The 18,533-nt window shown below is 37.9% G+C and carries 13 protein-coding genes; 3 read left to right on the forward strand and 10 right to left on the reverse strand.

The window, feature by feature from the left end; translation table 11 throughout:
* The first annotated feature begins 26 nt into the window (after positions 1–26).
* Together IGL07_RS07190 and IGL07_RS07195 are read left to right on the forward strand one after the other, a co-directional pair.
* Entirely contained in the window at positions 27–1,487 is a 1,461-nt protein-coding gene (locus tag IGL07_RS07190) for a sucrose-6-phosphate hydrolase (protein WP_025189533.1), read from the forward strand.
* 18 nt (positions 1,488–1,505) lie between these two features.
* Positions 1,506–2,486 (forward strand): LacI family DNA-binding transcriptional regulator, encoded by a 981-nt coding sequence (locus tag IGL07_RS07195; protein ID WP_016626664.1) that lies wholly within the window; start codon positions 1,506–1,508, stop codon positions 2,484–2,486.
* 59 nt (positions 2,487–2,545) lie between these two features.
* Here IGL07_RS07195 and IGL07_RS07200 read toward each other — a convergent pair whose 3' ends face one another.
* The 4 genes from IGL07_RS07200 to cls all read right to left on the reverse strand — a co-directional run bounded on the left by IGL07_RS07200 (position 2,546) and on the right by cls (position 7,848).
* Positions 2,546–2,716, reverse strand: a complete 171-nt coding sequence (locus IGL07_RS07200) for a hypothetical protein (protein WP_002365676.1) — start codon at positions 2,714–2,716, stop codon at positions 2,546–2,548.
* Between the two features lie 99 nt (positions 2,717–2,815).
* Positions 2,816–4,225, reverse strand: coding sequence for a glycoside hydrolase family 1 protein (locus IGL07_RS07205; RefSeq protein WP_010817306.1), 1,410 nt, complete (start codon positions 4,223–4,225; stop codon positions 2,816–2,818).
* Positions 4,225–6,105 (reverse strand): beta-glucoside-specific PTS transporter subunit IIABC, encoded by a 1,881-nt coding sequence (locus tag IGL07_RS07210; RefSeq protein WP_010817307.1) that lies wholly within the window; start codon positions 6,103–6,105, stop codon positions 4,225–4,227. The genes IGL07_RS07205 and IGL07_RS07210 overlap by 1 nt, the downstream gene beginning before the upstream one ends.
* 282 nt (positions 6,106–6,387) lie before the next feature.
* Positions 6,388–7,848 (reverse strand): cardiolipin synthase, encoded by a 1,461-nt coding sequence (gene cls / locus IGL07_RS07215; protein WP_002381891.1) that lies wholly within the window; start codon positions 7,846–7,848, stop codon positions 6,388–6,390.
* A 180-nt stretch (positions 7,849–8,028) separates the two neighbouring features.
* On the opposite strand from cls, the gene IGL07_RS07220 reads away from it, so the two are divergent.
* Entirely contained in the window at positions 8,029–8,580 is a 552-nt protein-coding gene (locus IGL07_RS07220) for a DUF2179 domain-containing protein (protein ID WP_002361848.1), read from the forward strand.
* Between the two features lie 58 nt (positions 8,581–8,638).
* On the opposite strand, the gene IGL07_RS07225 is transcribed toward IGL07_RS07220, so the two are convergent.
* The 6 genes from IGL07_RS07225 to parE form a co-directional block, all read right to left on the reverse strand.
* A complete protein-coding gene (locus tag IGL07_RS07225; RefSeq protein ID WP_010817309.1) occupies positions 8,639–9,523 on the reverse strand; it encodes a DUF1803 domain-containing protein in 885 nt (294 codons plus the stop codon).
* Positions 9,524–9,594: 71 nt separating this feature from the next.
* On the reverse strand, positions 9,595–10,521 hold the full coding sequence (locus tag IGL07_RS07230; RefSeq protein ID WP_002360265.1) for a manganese-dependent inorganic pyrophosphatase: 927 nt from the start codon (positions 10,519–10,521) through the stop codon (positions 9,595–9,597).
* 95 nt (positions 10,522–10,616) lie between these two features.
* Positions 10,617–11,381, reverse strand: a complete 765-nt coding sequence (pflA, locus tag IGL07_RS07235) for a pyruvate formate-lyase-activating protein (RefSeq protein WP_002357530.1) — start codon at positions 11,379–11,381, stop codon at positions 10,617–10,619.
* Positions 11,382–11,457: 76 nt separating this feature from the next.
* The gene (gene pflB, locus IGL07_RS07240) at positions 11,458–13,704 is read right to left on the reverse strand and encodes a formate C-acetyltransferase (RefSeq protein ID WP_002357529.1); all 2,247 of its coding nucleotides are present in this window, start codon (positions 13,702–13,704) and stop codon (positions 11,458–11,460) included.
* Between the two features lie 289 nt (positions 13,705–13,993).
* Positions 13,994–16,456 (reverse strand): DNA topoisomerase IV subunit A, encoded by a 2,463-nt coding sequence (gene parC, locus IGL07_RS07245; protein ID WP_010706655.1) that lies wholly within the window; start codon positions 16,454–16,456, stop codon positions 13,994–13,996.
* Positions 16,457–16,468: 12 nt separating this feature from the next.
* The gene (gene parE / locus IGL07_RS07250) at positions 16,469–18,526 is read right to left on the reverse strand and encodes a DNA topoisomerase IV subunit B (RefSeq protein WP_010817310.1); all 2,058 of its coding nucleotides are present in this window, start codon (positions 18,524–18,526) and stop codon (positions 16,469–16,471) included.
* Positions 18,527–18,533: the final 7 nt, after the last annotated feature.

The following is an 18,533-nucleotide window of genomic DNA, read 5'->3' on the forward strand; positions in this document are numbered from 1 at the left end:
AGGAGACATTACTTATGTCAAGCATCATGAACCAATGGACTGATGAATTACGTTATGCACCTTATTCTTCTTGGACATCTGCTCACCTCGAAAATTTAACTTCTATTATCGCGCAATCTAGTTGGCGTTTTAAGTATCATATTCAACCACAGACAGGACTACTAAATGATCCCAACGGTTTTTCATATTTCAATAACCAGTGGCATTTATTTTATCAAGCGTTTCCTTTCGGGAGTGTTCACGGACTAAAAAGTTGGGCCCACTTAACTTCCTCCGACTTAATTCACTGGGAGTATGAAGGAATTGCCCTTTATCCCGACTCTGAATATGATTCTCATGGCGTCTATTCAGGCTCAGCTTTACCAATAGATAACCAACTATGTTTATTTTATACAGGAAATGTTCGTGATCAAACTTGGCAACGATTTGCATATCAAAATATTGCATGGCTGAATTCTTTAGGTGCGATCACAAAGGAATCAACACCATTCCTACCTATTGACCCCAATTATTCTTCCCATTTTCGTGATCCGATGGTATTTCCTTATCAAGAAGGACTTGTTTTATTAATTGGTGCTAGTGATTTAAATGGACAAGGAAAAATTGTGGTCTATTTTTCTAAAGATCGAAACGTACACAATTTTCATCAACTTGGCGAATTGACGTTCACCGACCAAGAATTAGGCTACATGGTTGAATGTCCTAATTTGGTATTTATTGATGGCCAGCCTGTCTTATTATTTTGCCCACAAGGTCTATCTCCATCTGTAAAAAGTTATCAGAATATCTATCCGAATATGTACACATTGGCCGAAACGTTTGATTTGGAGAATCTTTCTTTAGTTCAGGCTGGGCCTTTTGAAAATTTAGATGAAGGGTTTGATGTCTACGCCACTCAAGCCTTTAATGCGCCAGATGGTCGTGCACTTGCGGTCAGTTGGATTGGGTTGCCAGAAATCACTTACCCAAGTGATGTGGAGGGTTGGGCAAATGGCTTAAGTCTGGTTAAAGAACTCACAATTCACAACGGGAAACTATTTCAATATCCAGTTTCTGAAACAGAAATGCTTCGTCAATCCGCCACTACTTTATCAAATGGCTGCCATTTTTTATCTACTGCTTCTTTTGAATTAGAAGTGGATATTCCCAAAAATGAGATTGCTTTTATTCGGCTTTTAGCGAACGAAACGGGTTCAAAAGGACTTTTAATTACTATTGATACGATTCATGGTAAAATAACCCTTGATCGAACATTTGCTGGCCAACCTTTTGCTGAAAAGTATGGCACAATTCGTGAAACTAAAATTAGGAAAAATAAGTCAGTTCAGTTAACTATTTTTGTTGATTGCTCTGTTGCAGAAATCTATGTAAATAAAGGTGAAAAAACGATGACTGGTCGCTTCTTTCCAGATAAAGCGCAACAGTATCTTCATCTATCCAAGACGGCAAAAGCTTGTTTTTATGAGCTGGAAAATACGAATAATTAGGAATGATGGTGAATTTTGATGGTGGTTAAATTAACGGATGTAGCAAAGCTTGCTGGGGTGAGCCCGACAACGGTAAGCCGCGTGATTAATAATTATGGTTATCTTAGTCAAAAAACAATTGATAAAGTTCATCAAGCGATGGAAGAATTAAATTATCAACCTAATGGATTAGCCAGAAGCCTCCAAGGAAAAAGTACGCAGCTGATTGGTTTAGTCTTCCCTTCTGTTAGTCATCCATTTTTTGGTGAATTAATTGAAACACTGGAAAGAAAGCTCTTTGTTCAAGGATATAAAGTGATTTTATGTGATAGTGAAAAAGATCCAGAAAAAGAGCGCGCCTATTTACGAATGCTCGCTGCAAATAAAGTGGATGGTGTAATCACTGGTAGCCATAACTTAGCTATTAACGAATATGAAAATGTTTCACTACCTATTGTTTCCTTTGACCGTTTCTTGGCACCTGGCATTCCAATTGTCTCTTCGCAAAACTTTCAAGGTGGCCAAAAAGCCACTGAAGCCTTATTTGCAAGTGGAGCACAAAAGATTGCAATTATTACTGGTGCTAATAACACAGGCGCACCTAGCGATTATCGATTGGCTGGTTATAAACAAACGATGGAAAAATATGGCGCAGAAAAAACGATTCTACAAATTGATAATGGAACCTCAACAACATTAAAAAATCTAGAAATTGAACGTTTACTTCAAAATAAAACTGTGGACGGCATCTTTTGTACCGATGATTTGACAGCAATTACAGTTATGAATATTGCTCAAAAATTGAAGATATCGATTCCTGAAGAATTAAAAGTAATTGGTTATGATGGGACAAAATTAATCAAAAGAATTGCCCCACAACTATCAACCATTGTGCAGCCGATCGACGAGATGTGTGACGTTATGATTGACTTACTGCTTCGTAGAATGAAAGATTCTGATGTTGCGCTCGAGGAAAATTATCCTATTCCGATTCAGCTATCATTGTCTGAATCCTGTTAAAAAAGACACCTGAAAAGGTGTCTTTTTTTATTCTTAATTCCTCATTTGCCCATTTCCCCTTAATTCCAAAGCACAGAGATTAAATAATACAACAACATGATCCCTACAAATACACCGAGCATTAGTAAAACATACCACCAATTTTTGGCGCTATAGGTTTCATTTTTATCTTTTTCGGTTCGTTTCCCGGCAGCCCATTTCCATAAATCGTAATTATTCATCTCTCTCACCACCTTTAATGGGTTTGTTAACTTAAGTCTAACACGGAATGACAGAACTTGAAAACAAAAGGATCACCCACTTATGCAATGGATGATCCTTTTTGGTCACTATTCTTCTGGTAACCCATTATTTTTAATCACTGATTGGTACCAATAAAAACTATCTTTTTTAATACGTCGTAAATCTTTTAACTCATGGTCTTCACGATTAACGTAAATAAAACCGTAGCGTTTTTTGAATCCTTGATGGGAACTTAAAATATCCATGACCGACCAAGGGCAATAACCAAACAACTCAACACCGTCAGAAATAGCCGCATGACAAGCAGCAATATGGTCATACAAATACGCAATTCGATAGTCATCATGAACTTTTCCGTCCTCTGTTAGGCGATCTGGTGTGCCTAAGCCGTTTTCTGTAATGATTAACGGTAAACGGTATTGATGATAATAATCATTTAAAACTAAACGTAAACCAGTTGGATCAATTTGGGCACCATACTTAGAGGTTTTTAAATGTTGATTTTTTTCGATTTTGAAATAACCGTATAGATCAAAATCAATGTCCTTTTCTTTCGTACCCAATGGGTGTTGCTCATCTGTCGGTAAATAGCTAGCGACTAACGTCCGATAATAATTAAGGGCGATAAAATCTGGTTTAGCGGCTTTCAAAATTGCTTGATCTTCTGGCTGTGTTTCGGGATAAATGCCGCATTTGGTCAAATACTCTTGATAGTAACCAGGATATTCGCCAAAACAATACATTTCTAGAGCGTAATTCGTTTTAAAGTTATCATTCATACGAGCTGCCCAAACATCTTCAGGCTTATTGGAACTAGGATAAGTCATCGTTGAGGAAACAGAGGGTCCGACTTTTCCCCCAGCAACCAATTGGTGACAATCATTCGTCGCTAACGCATGGGCAACAAACATATGGTAATCCATTTGTGCACGAATTTTTTCAATATTTTCTGGTGCAACATCGTACATATTCATTCGTTCATCGACACGAATCATTAAGTTTTGTTCGTTTGTAACTTGCCAATTTTTGACTCGATCACCAAATGCTTGATAACAGACTTGCGCATAGCGTTGAAATGCGGAAACGCAGCGACGATCCGCCCAACCATTGTATTTTTCCACCAACGCAAAAGGTAAATCAAAATGATAAAGTGTGACAAACGGCAAAATATCGTTTTCTAAAAGTGTATCAATGACAGCATTATAAAAATCGATGCCGGCTTGATTGATTTCGCCATCACCTGTTGGAATGATTCGTGCCCATGAAAGAGAAAAACGATAGGTTTTTAAGCCTAATTCTTTCATTAACGCAATGTCCTCTTTGAAATGATGGTAAAAATCGCTGGCAACTTTCGTATCTGCTTGAACAGCTGACTTTTTAAAAGAATTGTAATCAGCGACTGTTAGGCCTTTGCCGTCCTCATTCCAAGCGCCCTCAATTTGAAAAGCGGAGGAAGAAGCCCCCCATAAAAAATCGTTCTTAAATTGTTTAACCATTAGTTTTGCTCCTTTACTTGCATGAAAAATAAATTTGTTTGTGGTGTAATCTCTGTTTGTTTGGTTGTCTCAATTACAGCCATTTCCGCAGTATTTGTTACGATGACTAAGACGGTTGGATCATAACCAGCAGCTTGGATGATTTGTTTATCAAAAGAGAGCAGTTTTTGTCCTAGTCTGACCCTTTCTCCTGCTTTTACGAACGTTTCAAATCCTCGCCCTTTTAATTCGACTGTATTGATTCCAATGTGAAGGAGGATTTCAGCACCATTGTCTAACTTTAAGCCAATTGCATGATGAGTTGGATATAAAGCCGTCACTTGCCCATTTCCTGGTGAAACAATTTGTTCCTCTGTCGGATAAATAGCTAGCGTTTTTCCCATTTGTTGAGAAGCAAAGACTTCATCGTTAATTTGGTCTAAAGATACGAGTTGTCCTTGAACAGGTGCTTGAATCCGTTGCTTTTCTTTGACTGTCGTTGCCTCTGTCTTTAAGCCGGGTTCTTGACGTGAATCGTCAAGCGGTAAATCATTAAAGCCTAGAAAAATCGTTAATAGAAATGCACCAAAAAAAGCAATACCACAACCTAATAAATAACAAATAAAGGCTTTGGTTCCTGCTTCTGCGTAAACTGGGATGGTCAAGAGTCCTTGGTTAGCGAAGGCTGTCCCGTAGGAACCGCCCCAGCCCATTAAGGCCCCGCCTGCTGCTCCGCTAGCCACCGCATAAATCATCGGTTTTTTTAGCCGCAAGTTTGCCCCATAAATGGCTGGTTCTGTGATACCAAATAATGCAGTCACTGTTGCAGAGGCAGCAACAGCTTTCAAGTCTTTATTTTTTGTGCGGACAAACACGCCAAATGCGGCGCCCGCTTGAGAAAAGTTCGCTGCACCAGCAAACGCTAGCAAATTTTGCCGTCCTGTTCGAGCGACATCATTAATCCCAATTGGCACAAGCCCACGGTGAGCCCCAAAAATGACTAAGACACACCAAATTCCGCCGATAAAACCGCCTAACAAGATGGGACTCAAATTCATTATATAATAATACAACCAATTCACGCCGTCACCTAAATAAATCCCTATTGGTCCAAATAATAATAAAGTGGCTGGAATCATTAAAAGTAATGATAGCGTAGGAACCATAATGATTTTTAGAACTTCTGGAATAACTTTTTCCAAAAAGCGTTGCACATAAGCTAACATAAAAATTGCAAGAATAATTGGAATTACCGTGGAAACATAATTGGCTTTGGTCACATGTAATCCAAACAAGGTAACCGCTGATTTTTCAGTCATTAATGAAACGATGGTCGGATAACATAAGGTAGCACCAATTACCATGGCGATATATTCGTTTGTTTTGAAAACCTTAGCAGCTGAATAACCTAAAATAACTGGCATAAAATAAAAAAGTGCATCGGAAGCGGCGCTTAAAATAATATACGTATTCAAAGGTTTTAAATCGACCTGGTAAAAATTGTTTGCGACCATCACAGCAATAGCTAAAATTCCTTTTAACATGCCAGAAGCGGCAATTGCTGGTACGACAGGCGTGAAAATCGCGGCAACAGTATTTAAAATTCGATTGCCTAATGAATTTTTTTCTTTTGTGGATGTTTTGGTCGTAAGTTGCTGAGCCAACAAAGGTTCTAGAGCATTATAGACATGCGCGACTTTATTGCCTAAAACCACTTGATACTGCCCGCCGCTTTCAATAACAGAAATGACGCCTTCTGTTTGTAGTAAGGCTTCTTTGTTCGCTTGTTTCGTGTCTCTCAATACGAAACGCAATCGTGTATAACAATGTGTGACATCCACGATATTGTCTTTGCCACCTACGTCTTTCAAAATTTCTTTTGCTATTGCTAGGTAGTCCATGGTGACCACTCCTTATCTATAAAATAACAGCTCAATAAAAAAGACCAAATCACACATGCACGTTTCAGCAAACACACTCAATATTTGCTCGTCGTGAATGTCCCCTTGATCTGATCTACGTAATAACTATGTTTCTCACGATAGAATAGCTGATTGAATTTATTTTTAATTTACCATTATTTAGAGGGATTATCAATGAATTAGGTAGACCACCTCAGTGTTTTGTTACTAAAATCAGCAGTGAAAATAGTAGTTTACTACATTCACTGCTGATTTATTTGATTACAAGACTGGGGACAACAAGCGTGAAAAGTTTTGCTTGAAGCGTAGCCAGTACCCTTGTTTTTTAATTATCTCGTCGGTTAGTAAGACACTTTTTTCTATATCTTCTTCAAAGACTTGCGCTAACATCCACGCAATGTCGGGATTGTAAATAAACGTACTTACCTCAAAATTCAATGAATAACTGCGAATATCTTGGTTTGTTGTGCCAACCATAGCTAATTCATCATCAATTACCATTGTTTTTGCATGAATAAACCCACTATCATAAATATAAATTTTAATGCCGCGTTTGTGTAAGTAATTCGCGTAATATTGTGTTGCGCGGTAAATAAAGGGATGGTCAGGCATACAAGGAATCATAATTCGCACGTCGACACCCGAACGAACCGCCACTAACAACGCATTAATCATACTATCATCAGGGATTAAATACGGTGTTTGAATCCAGACACTCTTTTCTGCAGAAAAAATCATCCGGACAAACCCGCTTTTCAAAATTTCTTCTTCTGAATCAGGACCATCTGAAACAACTTGTAAGGACAAATGCTCCACTTCATGATCTTCTGGTAATTTAAAATATTTTTCATGATACGTCATACGTTCTTCAGGATATTTGACTGAAGCATTCCAATCCATGATAAATATCTCTTGCAATGAAAATACGGCCGTTCCGACCAAACGAATATGGGTATCTCGCCAGTAACCAAATTTTTCGGTGACATTCAAATATTGATCCCCGACATTGAACCCGCCGGTCCAGCCAATTTTGCCATCGATGACAACAATTTTTCGATGCAAGTGATAATTTAGACGTGTTTTACGGATCATATCGCGTGAAGTAATAAAGGGAGCTACTTTTCCTCCAGCGTCAACGTAACGAGCAAAAAACTTTTTATTTGCGCCTGGTGAACCCCAAGGATCGTAAATTAAGTAAACTTCCACGCCTTCATGCAACTTTTCGATTAATACATCTAAAAATTGATTGCCAATCGTGTCATTAAAAAACGCATAATATTCCACATGAACGGTTTCTTTCGCTGCACGAATATCTTCAAATAATGCTTGGAATTTTTCTTGGCCATCTGTGAATAATTGCAAACTATTTCTTTTGGCCAACGGTGATGCGTCCATATTCCGGAAATAACGATTTAAAACTTTCGCATCATAAAGTAAATCATAACGTTTATCGCGCCCTGCTTTTTTGTTATCAATGTCCACTTTTTCTTTAATTCGTTGAACCATTTGTTTTTCATCATCAGACAATTTAAATACTTCTTGTCCATCGATACCCCGCCCACAGAATAAGTAAATAATAAATCCGATACCAGGCAAGAAAATCAACGTCATCATCCATGCTAAAACGCTGGAAATACTACGAGGTTTTCTAAAAACAGTAATTAAGGCAGCAATAACGTTAATTACTAATAAAAATAACAAAATCCAAACAAAAATTTTCATCGCTTACCTCCTTCTTACTTCATACTAAGATTATATCAAATAACAGTTAAATTAGGCGAATAATATGAGCGAGTATTCAAAAAAGAATTCATTTCTATAAGTGTTTCGCCTTTGATTCTCAGTTTTTCTGTACTATAATGAGGGCTGGATGTAAAGATTTTGAAAAGAGGTACTTATTTTATGGTCGTTGATTTGAAAATGTTAGCTATGATTTTTATCATTAATTTTGCGTATATTACCTTAAATACTATTCGTTTTATGTTAACGATGAAAGGTTATCGGGTTATTGCACCGCTGGTTAGTATGGCTGAAATAACAATTTATGTCTTAGGGCTAAGTATGGTTCTGAATCGGTTAGACAATCCTTTAAATTTACTTGTTTATGCGCTTGGTTACGCTGTTGGCATTAGTGTAGGAATTAAAATCGAAGACTATTTGGCCTTGGGTTATATTATGGTATCGGTTATCCTCCCTTCTACTACTGAACAATTTCATTTACCAGAAACACTTCGTGAACACGGCTATGGTGTTACACAAAGTGTTGCCTACGGACGCGAAGGAGAACGAATGGTTTTAGAAATCCTTTCCCCAAGAAAAAACGAACGTACATTGTACAAATTAATCAATCAATTAGAGCCGAGAGCATTTATCATTTCCTATGAGCCTAAGTTCATTTCCGGTGGGTTTTGGACGAAAAAAGTTCGCAAAAGAAATGACGCCATTTCTCACTAAGAAGCGGCGTCATTTCTTGTTATTGATTTTTAGTTTACATAATAAAATTATCGTAACTTTAATTTATTCTAAGATAACTTAGAGAGTTCGTACCTAGTTGCTCAATCAATTGTTGCATAAAAACTAAGCGTTCGATGGCCGATCGGTTAGCAATTTTTTCATAATAAAATGCTAGAATATCCGACTGTGCTTCTAAAGGCTCGGCTTGTTCCGTTGCTACTGGTAAAAGGAGTTTTAAGTGGTCCTGGTCAATCGTAATCACTTGGGTCAAGTGCAAACTTTCTTGAAAAATATTAGGCACAGTACTGACTTTGCGGCCTCGCAGAGCTTGTTTAATAACTCTTCTCGCTTGCGAAAGATAGTATTCAGGATTTACGTCCCCTAGCAAGTCATATAAAGCGCTGAAGGCTTCTGGCAAGGCTTCCTCTTTGCCCAAGTAATCAAAATAACGAGGTATTGTTGGAACCTCTGTCTTTTCTTTTTCAAGCGTAATTATAGATAGTTGTGCCGAGGCCAATCTTTGTTTTTGATAAAATGAGGGGCCACCGCTCACGCCAAAAAAATAGTCTTCCTCTTCTGGAAACACTTGTGGCCAAAAAGATTCAGCTAGCCAAAATAATTGCTCTGTTACAGTTCCTTTAAACTTAGGAAGTTCGTCTTCAGCCATGGTCAAACTCGCAACTTCAGCTGCCGTATAAATAGGAAAATTCAAACGATATTGACGATTTTCCCGAATGATTAACTGACAATCAATCATTTCTGATAAAAATTGTTCTAACTTGGCTTCTGTTGCAAAGGCCGCTTTTAATTGTCTTAAAATGATTCTTTCTTCCCGATGTTCATACATAAAAGTAACAAGAGGGAAAAAAAGTGAGTGGTTGAGCAAATGATTGTATTGTTTCGTTTGTTGCGGAGAATGATAGTAAATTGCTAAATCATTCATGTTAACGCCCCTTTACTATTGAAGCGCCTAAGCAACAAGGAATTTATCGCGTTGCTTAGGCGCTTACGGTTTTAGTTAAAGACTTCTGTTAATTGTGGTACTACTTGTTTTTTACGAGAAACAACGCCTGGTAAGAACGCACGATTGTTAACTAATGTTACATTGAACGCTGCTTCAATTTTGGCTTGTTCCGCACCAATCGCTAATAATTCAGAATCACTGTCTAGGATATTCGTAATAATTAAGACAAACAAGTCATAATTATTGGCTGCATTTTCTGCGGCCATAGCTGCTTCTAATTCAGCTTGACGATCTAAAACTTCTGCTAAGTCGACGGTATTTACTTGGGCAACGCGAACTGTTTTGCCGTTCATTGGGAAGCTCTTAGCATCTAAATCTAAAAGAACTTCAGCTGATTTATCGCTTAAATTTGTTCCTGCTTTTAATAAGTCAAGACCATAGCCTTCTAAATTAATTTCAGCAATATCAGCTAGGGCGTGCGCTGCATCGATGTCTTCTTGTGTGCAAGTTGGTGATTTAAATAATAATGTATCAGAAATAATCGCTGAGACCATCATACCAGCAATTTGAGCTGGAATTGTCACGTTATTTTCTTTAAACATTTTATAGATGATTGTACTGGTACACCCTACTGGTTCTGCACGATAATACAATGGATCTGCTGTTTCGAAGTTGGCAATCCGGTGATGATCCACTACTGCTAAAATGTTTACTTCAGCGATATCTGAAATGCTTTGTTGGAATTCGTTATGATCCACTAACATGACTTGGTTTGTTTCGCTAGCTGCTTCAGTGACAACACGTGGTGCTTCAATATTAAAATAATCTAAGGCATATTGAGTTTCTTCACTTGGTGTTCCTAAAGCGACAGCTTCTGTCTCTTTTCCTAATTCTTTTTGTAAGTAAGCAAAACTAATTGCTGCTCCGATAGCATCTGTATCAGGATTTTGGTGTCCAAAAACTAAAATTTTTGACATAATACACACTCCTTGGTTTTGATTCACTCTTAATGATAACAAAAAATAGAAAAGAAACAACAAAAAAATTGTCTTCTTTTCTATTTTTTCGTTTGTTAACGTGCTAGATAACCTTGATAGTCCTCGACATGTAGTAGTTTTTTCGCATTTTCAACACGATCATTTTTAGGAGGCTCAATTCCTTCTAATGGATAAGGAATACCTAGTTCTTCCCATTTGTACTTGCCCATCGTATGGTAAGGAAGCACTTCAACTTTATCTACATTGTTTAATGTTTTTATGAAGGCATCCAGACGGATTAAATATTCGTCGTAATCACTACGTTGAGGCACCAATACGTGGCGAATCCAAACAGGTTTGTCAATTTCAGATAAATAGGTAGCCATCTCTAAAATATTATCATTTGATTGCGTTGTTAACAGTTTATGTTGCTCGTTATCAATATGTTTGATGTCAAATAAGAGTAAATCTGTATACTTCATCAATTCATCAAATTGACTAATGAAGGGTTCTTCCCGAGTAAAAGGTTTGCCACACGTATCTAAGGTTGTATGAATGCCTTGTGCTTTGGCTTTTTTAAATAAATCGATCAAAAAGTCCATTTGCAATAGCGGCTCACCACCACTGACAGTGATACCACCCTTTTCGCCCCAATAAGAGCGAAAACGTAATGCTTCCTCTAATACTTCGTCAGTCGTCACCACACGACCACCGGAACCAATTTTCCAAGTATCTGGATTATGACAGAATTGACATCTCATGCGACACCCTTGTGTAAATACGATAAAACGGACACCTGGGCCATCAACGGTACCAAAATTTTCTGTTGAATGAATTCTACCTGTAACTGGTGTTGTCATAATGATCCCTCTTCTTTCAAACGAAAAGGATGACACGTTAAATGTCACCCTTTCAGTTAAATAATGTAAATGTTTTTTATAGTCTGTCGTGTGAAGTTCTTGAAATAACGTCTGCTTGTTGTTCAGGAGTTAAGTCACGGAATTTCACGGCATATCCAGATACACGGATAGTTAAGTTTGGATATTTTTCTGGATGTGCTTGTGCATCTAATAATAATTCGTTTGTAAATACGTTTACGTTTAAGTGGTAACCACCTTTATCGAAGTAGCCATCTAATACGTTACGTAAGTTGTTAATTCTTGTGTCGTCGTCTTTACCTAAACCATTAGGGTTGATGGTTTGTGTATTAGAAATACCATCTAAAGCGATTGTATATTCTAAACGAGCTGTTGAGTTTAATGAAGCTAACAAGCCATTTTTCTCACCTAAGAATTTACCGTCTTGATAACTTGGGTTCGCACCTGGTGCAAGAGGTTTGCCGGCACGACGTCCGTCAGGCGTGTTCCCTGTTGCTTTACCATAAACAACGTTTGAAGTGATTGTTAATAATGAAGTCGTTGGTTTAGAGTTACGGTATGTGTGTTGACGTTTAATTTGTGTCATAAAGTAATCTAAAATCCAGTTAGCCATTGCATCGGCTTCTTCGTTATCGTTTCCGTATGTTGGGAATTCTTTTGTTGGTACATAATCAATTGCCATACCATCTTCGTCACGGATTACTTCTACTTCACCGTGTTTAATTGCCATGATACTATCAGTCGCATGAGAGATTCCGGCAATACCAGTTGCGAATGTCCGTTGTAAATCAGTATCCATTAAAGCTAATTGTGGTGCTTCATATGCATATTTATCATGCATGTAATGAATAATGTTTAATGTGTTAACGTACAATTCAGCTAACCAGTCTAAGATGTCTTTATAGCGTTCCATGAATTCGTGGTAATCTAATTTGTCACCAGTCATTGGACGATATTTTGGTGCTACTTGCATTTTAGTTTTTTCGTCGACCCCGCCGTTAATTGCATAAAGAACAGCTTTCGCTAAGTTCGCACGAGCGCCGAAGAATTGCATATCTTTACCCATAACTGTTGCAGAAACACAACATGCGATTGCACAGTCGTCAGAGCCCCAGTTTTCACGTAATAAGTCATCGTTTTCAAATTGGATAGATGAGCTTTCTTTCGCGATTTTAGCTGCATATGTTCTGAAACCTTCTGGTAAGTGAGAAGAATACAATACAGTTAAGTTAGGTTCTGGAGATGGTCCCATGTTTGTTAAGGTGTGTAAGATACGGAAGTCATTTTTGGTAACTAATGAACGACCGTCAATACCCATACCAGCAATAGATAATGTTGCCCAAATTGGATAACCAGAGAATAATTGGTTGTATTCTGGTGTACGTGCAAATTTAACCATACGTAATTTCATGATTAAATGGTCAATCATTTCTTGTGCTTCAAATTCAGTGATTAAACCTGCTTCTAAGTCACGTTGGATATAGATATCTAAGAATGCTGAGATACGACCAATTGACATTGCCGCACCATTTTGAGATTTAATGGCACCTAGGTAACCAAAGTATAACCATTGGATTGCTTCTTGCGCATTTGCAGCAGGACGAGAAATATCGAAACCATAAGAAGCAGCCATTTGTTTTAAGTCATTTAACGCACGGTATTGTTCAGAAATTTCTTCACGTAAGCGAATAACATCGTCTGTCATTTCTTTGTTACCAGTGTTATCATGATCTTTTTTCTTTTGTTCCATTAAGTAGTCGATACCATATAATGCGATACGACGATAGTCACCGATAATACGGCCACGGCCATAAGCATCTGGAAGACCAGTAATGATTTTGTTTTTACGTGCTAAACGCATTTCAGCTGTGTAGGCATCAAAAACACCTTGGTTATGTGTTTTTCTGTATTCTGTGAAGATTTTTGTCATTTCTTCGTCAGTTTCATAACCATTTGAAACCAAGGCATTGTTCGCCATTTTAATACCACCGAATGGCATAAATGCTTGTTTTAATGGTACATCTGTTTGTAAACCGACAATTTTTTCTTCTTCTTTGATTAAGTAACCAGGTTCATGTGACGTAATAGTTGCTGGGATATCGCTATCCATGTCATAAACGCCATTTTTTTCATGTTGGATTTCAAATAATTCTTGTAGTTTTGTCCATAATTTGTCAGTGCTCGGAGCGATTGGTTCTAAGAAACTGTCGTCGCCTTTGTACTCTGTGTAGTTGTTTTGAATAAAATCACGAGTGTCAACGCTTGTTCTCCATTTGTCGCCTTTAAAGCCTTCCCATTGTTTCATGAAGTGTTTGCCTCCTTAGTTAACTGCTACTTGATTGTATGTAACAGCTTTATGTGATTAGTATAACACATAACCTTTTAGATGCAAGCGTTTTTTTATTATTTATTGCACTTTCTTAATAAATAAATGGGGAGCAAAGATTCTAAATGCTGATATATAAACATTTATACTTGTGAAAATAAGAACGATTTATAGTTGTTATCACTTGTGAAAAATGTACTTCTGTATTAAAAACAGCAGCCATCTGTATTAATACAGATGGCTGCTGTGGAGATATTTATAACACAGTTTAGTTTGTTTGTTCTTCTTCAATCACTGCAGAATGCATCTCGTGGACTTCCATTACTTGGCCATCTTTTTGTTCATCGATGACAAAGGAACCGTTGGATGTTCGTTCACTGATTGGATAATTTTTCGACTGAATAACTTCTTGTGTGCCTTTTTGCGTAGTGACTAATAAATCTAAATCGGTGCTTTCAGACATAAAGACAACACGATGTGGATTTTTCTTCAATTCCCGTAAGACCATTAATCCACGTTTTGCTCGTCCTAATTGTGTTAATTCTTGGGCTAACATGCGTTTAACACCGCCACGTTGGGTAACGATGACAATCGGTGTATCCCCTTCAGAATGAACCAGTAAACCATTAACGACATAATCATCTTCTTTGAGGTTCATTGATTTAACTCCAGCCGCTTTACTACCTACGACTGGTACTTCATATAATGGATAGCGTAAGCCAAAACCGCGATTGCTAACGAGGAAAACATCCAATAAGTCTTGATCATTTGTTAAATAAACATTGGTAATTTCATCTTGGTCTGATTTTAATTTCATACAAGATGTCGGGCGGCTCTTATACGTGCGCCAAGGCTCAAAATCAGCCATTTTGGTTTGTTTAATCATGCCAGCTTTTGTAATGAAAACAAAGGTTTTTGTCGGACTTAACTCTTTATAAGGATATACAGCAATAATCGATTCATCGATAGCAAGATTTAAAATGGTTTGAGAAATATGTTCGCCAATTTCTTTCCAGCGTAAATCTGGCAACTCATGGACGGGGCGATAGATCATATTTCCTTTATTTGTTACTAGTAAAAGATGATCTAATGTATTGACTTCGCCAGCATATAGTAAAAAGTCGCCTTCTTTCATGCCGATTTCTTCTGGTTTTGATGCTGTATAAGAACGAATACTACTCCGCTTGATATAGCCTTCGTGCGTCACGGTTACGACCACGTCTTCCTGCGCAACTAACACGGCTGTTTCAATCTTGATTTCTTGAATTTCCTCTTCAATTTGAGTTAAGCGCGGATTGCCATATTGCTTTTTAACTTCGCGAAGTTCTTTTTTCATGACTGAGAATAGTTCTTTTTCATTGTTTAAAATGTTCAATAACTCAGCAATTTGTTGTTCTAAAGTTTTCGCTTCTTCTTGTAAATCAGTAATATCTGTATTGGTTAAACGGTATAGCTGTAAAGTAACGATTGCTTCAGCTTGTTCTTCAGTAAACGCATAGTCGGATACTAAGTTCTTCTTCGCATCTTTTTTATCTTTACTGCCACGGATTGTTGCAATCACTTTATCTAAGATAGACAATGCTTTAATTAAACCAGCAACAATGTGCTCACGTTTGCGAGCTTTGTCCAACTCAAATTGACAACGGTTAATGATAACTGATTTGCGGTGCGTAATGTAACTTTCTAAAATCCGTTTTAGGCCCACTTGTTGCGGGGTCATGTTGTCAATCGCAACCATATTAAAATTATAGTTAATCTGTAATTCAGTATTTTTAAATAGATAATTTAAAATACCTTCTGCATTGACATCTTTTTTTAGTTCAACAACAATTTGCAAGCCAGTTCTGTCACTTTCGTCACGAACTTCGGCAATGCCGTCTACTTTTTTATTTAAACGGATTTCATCCATCTTCTTCACTAGCGTTGCTTTATTGACTTCATAAGGAATTTCAGAAATGACAATTTGTTGTTTGCCGCCTTTTAACGGTTCAATCTTTGTCTTCGCACGTAAAATTACTTTACCACGGCCGGTTTCGTAGGCTTTTTTAATTTCTGCTTTTCCTTGTAAGATCCCACCTGTTGGAAAATCTGGTCCTGGAATGTATTCCATTAATTTCTCTAAACTTGCATTAGGATGATCAATTAAATACACGGTCCCATCAATAATTTCCGCTAAATTATGTGTAGGAATTTCTGTTGCATAACCTGCTGAAATCCCCGTTGAGCCATTTACCAATAAATTAGGATATTTGGCTGGTAAAACAGTGGGTTCTTTTTCTGTATCGTCAAAATTCCAGACGAAGTCGACGGTATTTTTGTCGATATCTTTTAACAACTCACCACTTAACTGTGATAAACGAGCTTCTGTATAACGCATCGCCGCTGGTGGGTCGCCATCCATACTTCCGTTGTTTCCGTGCATTTCAATTAGTACTTCCCGTAATTTCCAGTCTTGACTTAGACGCACCATCGCTTCATAAATACTAATGTCGCCATGGGGATGATAATTCCCCATAATGTTTCCGACAGATTTTGCCGATTTACGAAAGCCTTTATCAAAGGTATTGCCGTCTTTATTCATTGAAAAGAGAATGCGGCGTTGTACTGGTTTTAGCCCATCTCGAATATCTGGTAGGGCCCGTTCTTGAATGATGTATTTGGAATATCTTCCAAAACGATCGCCCATTACTTCTTCAAGGGTTAATTCTTGAACTTCTTGGCGTTTTTCCAAAATTGTCACTCCCTACTCTATGTCAAACAAACTGATTTCAGTGTCATCGGTTTGTTCTGCTTCTTTTGTTTTTTCCGCATCTAAAAGACTTTCTCCTGTTGGTGCAGAAGTGTCTTCTTCTGAACGATCTAAAATACTGCCATCTTCTTCCAATGTAAATTGAACATGTTGTTCAATCCATTTTCGACGAGGTTCGACTTTATCGCCCATTAATGTGGTCACACGGCGTTCTGCTTGAGCTGCATCATCAATCCGAACACGAATTAAGGTTCTAGTTTCAGGATCCATCGTTGTTTCCCAAAGTTGTTCTGCATTCATTTCCCCCAGACCTTTATAGCGTTGGAGCATATAGCCTTTACCAACTTTATCAATCACTTCTGCCAATTCACCATCGGTCCAAGCATACTCAATGACTGATTTTTTTCCAGTTCCTTTAGAGACTTTATAAAGTGGTGGTAAGGCAATGTAGACTTTCCCGGCTTCGATTAATGGTTTCATATAACGATAGAAGAACGTTAATAGCAACACTTGAATATGGGCACCATCGGTATCCGCATCGGTCATGATGATGATTTTATCATAATTACAATCTTCAATTGAAAATTCAGGACCAACGCCTGCGCCAATCGTATAGATCATAGTATTGATTTCTTCATTTTTCAAGATGTCTTGCATTTTCGCTTTTTCCGTATTAATGACTTTTCCTCGTAGCGGTAAAATGGCTTGGAATTTCCGGTCGCGCCCTTGTTTTGCTGAGCCACCGGCCGAGTCTCCTTCGACAAGATATAATTCATTTTTCTTAGGATTTCTGGATTGAGCTGGGGTTAATTTTCCAGAAAGTAACGATTCGCCTTTTTTCCGTTTTTTACCGTTCCGGCTTTCTTCACGGGCTTTGCGAGCCGCTTCACGGGCTTCACGGGCTTTAATCGCTTTCCGAATTAATGATTGACTCATTTCACTGTTTTCTTGTAAATAGAAGCCCATTTGTTCGCCTACGACGTTGTCGACAACGGTTCTTGCTAAAGGTGTACCTAATTTCCCTTTGGTTTGGCCCTCGAACTGTAGTAAGTTTTCTGGTACTCGAATAGAAAGGACGGCTGCTAAGCCTTCACGGAAGTCGCTACCTTCTAAATTTTTATCTTTTTCTTTTAATAGTCCCACTTTCCGTGCATATTCATTGTACGCCTTTGTCATTGACGTTTTCATACCGACTTCGTGGGTACCGCCATCTTTTGTGCGGACATTGTTAACGAAAGATAAAACATTTTCAGAATAGCCATCGTTGTATTGATAGGCTAATTCAACTTCAATACCTTCTTTGGCTCCTGAAAAATAAACAACAGGTGTTAATGTATCTTTTTCTTCATTTAGATAGGCAACAAATTCTTTAATGCCTTCTTCGTAGCGAAAGACTTCTTCTTTGGGTTCTTCCCCACGTTCATCCGTTAAAGTAATTTTGACGCCTTTTAATAAGAAAGCTGATTCTCTCAAACGTTCTGCTAAAATTTCGTAAGAAAAATTTGTCGTAGAGAAAATGGTGTCGTCAGGTAAAAAAGTAACGGAGGTGCCGTTGCGTTTTTTTGTTTTGCCGATTTTTTTTAAGGTACCAACTGGTTTACCGCCGTCCTCAAATCGTTCCATGTATTCTACGCCATCACGAACAATATGAACTTCTAACCACTTAGATAAGGCATTAACAACACTGGCACCCACCCCATGGAGTCCGCCTGAAGTTTTATAGCCACCTTGGCCAAACTTACCACCCGCATGTAAGACAGTAAAAATGACTTCTACTGTTGGGATACCAGAAGCATGCATCCCTGTTGGCATTCCGCGGCCAGAGTCTGCAACACAAATACTATTATCTTTTTGGATAGTTACGTTGATTTCATTCCCGTAGCCAGATAACGCTTCATCGACTGCGTTATCGACAATTTCATAGACTAAGTGATGGAGTCCACGGCTATCGGTTGAACCGATATACATACCAGGTCTTTTCCTCACTGCTTCCAATCCTTCTAGGACTTGGATAGAGGCATCATTGTACTCATTGTTAATTTTTTTAGCCAAAGAAAAA

Origin of the sequence: Enterococcus sp. DIV1368f, assembly GCF_051712245.1 — a bacterium.
Lineage (GTDB): Bacteria > Bacillota > Bacilli > Lactobacillales > Enterococcaceae > Enterococcus > Enterococcus faecalis.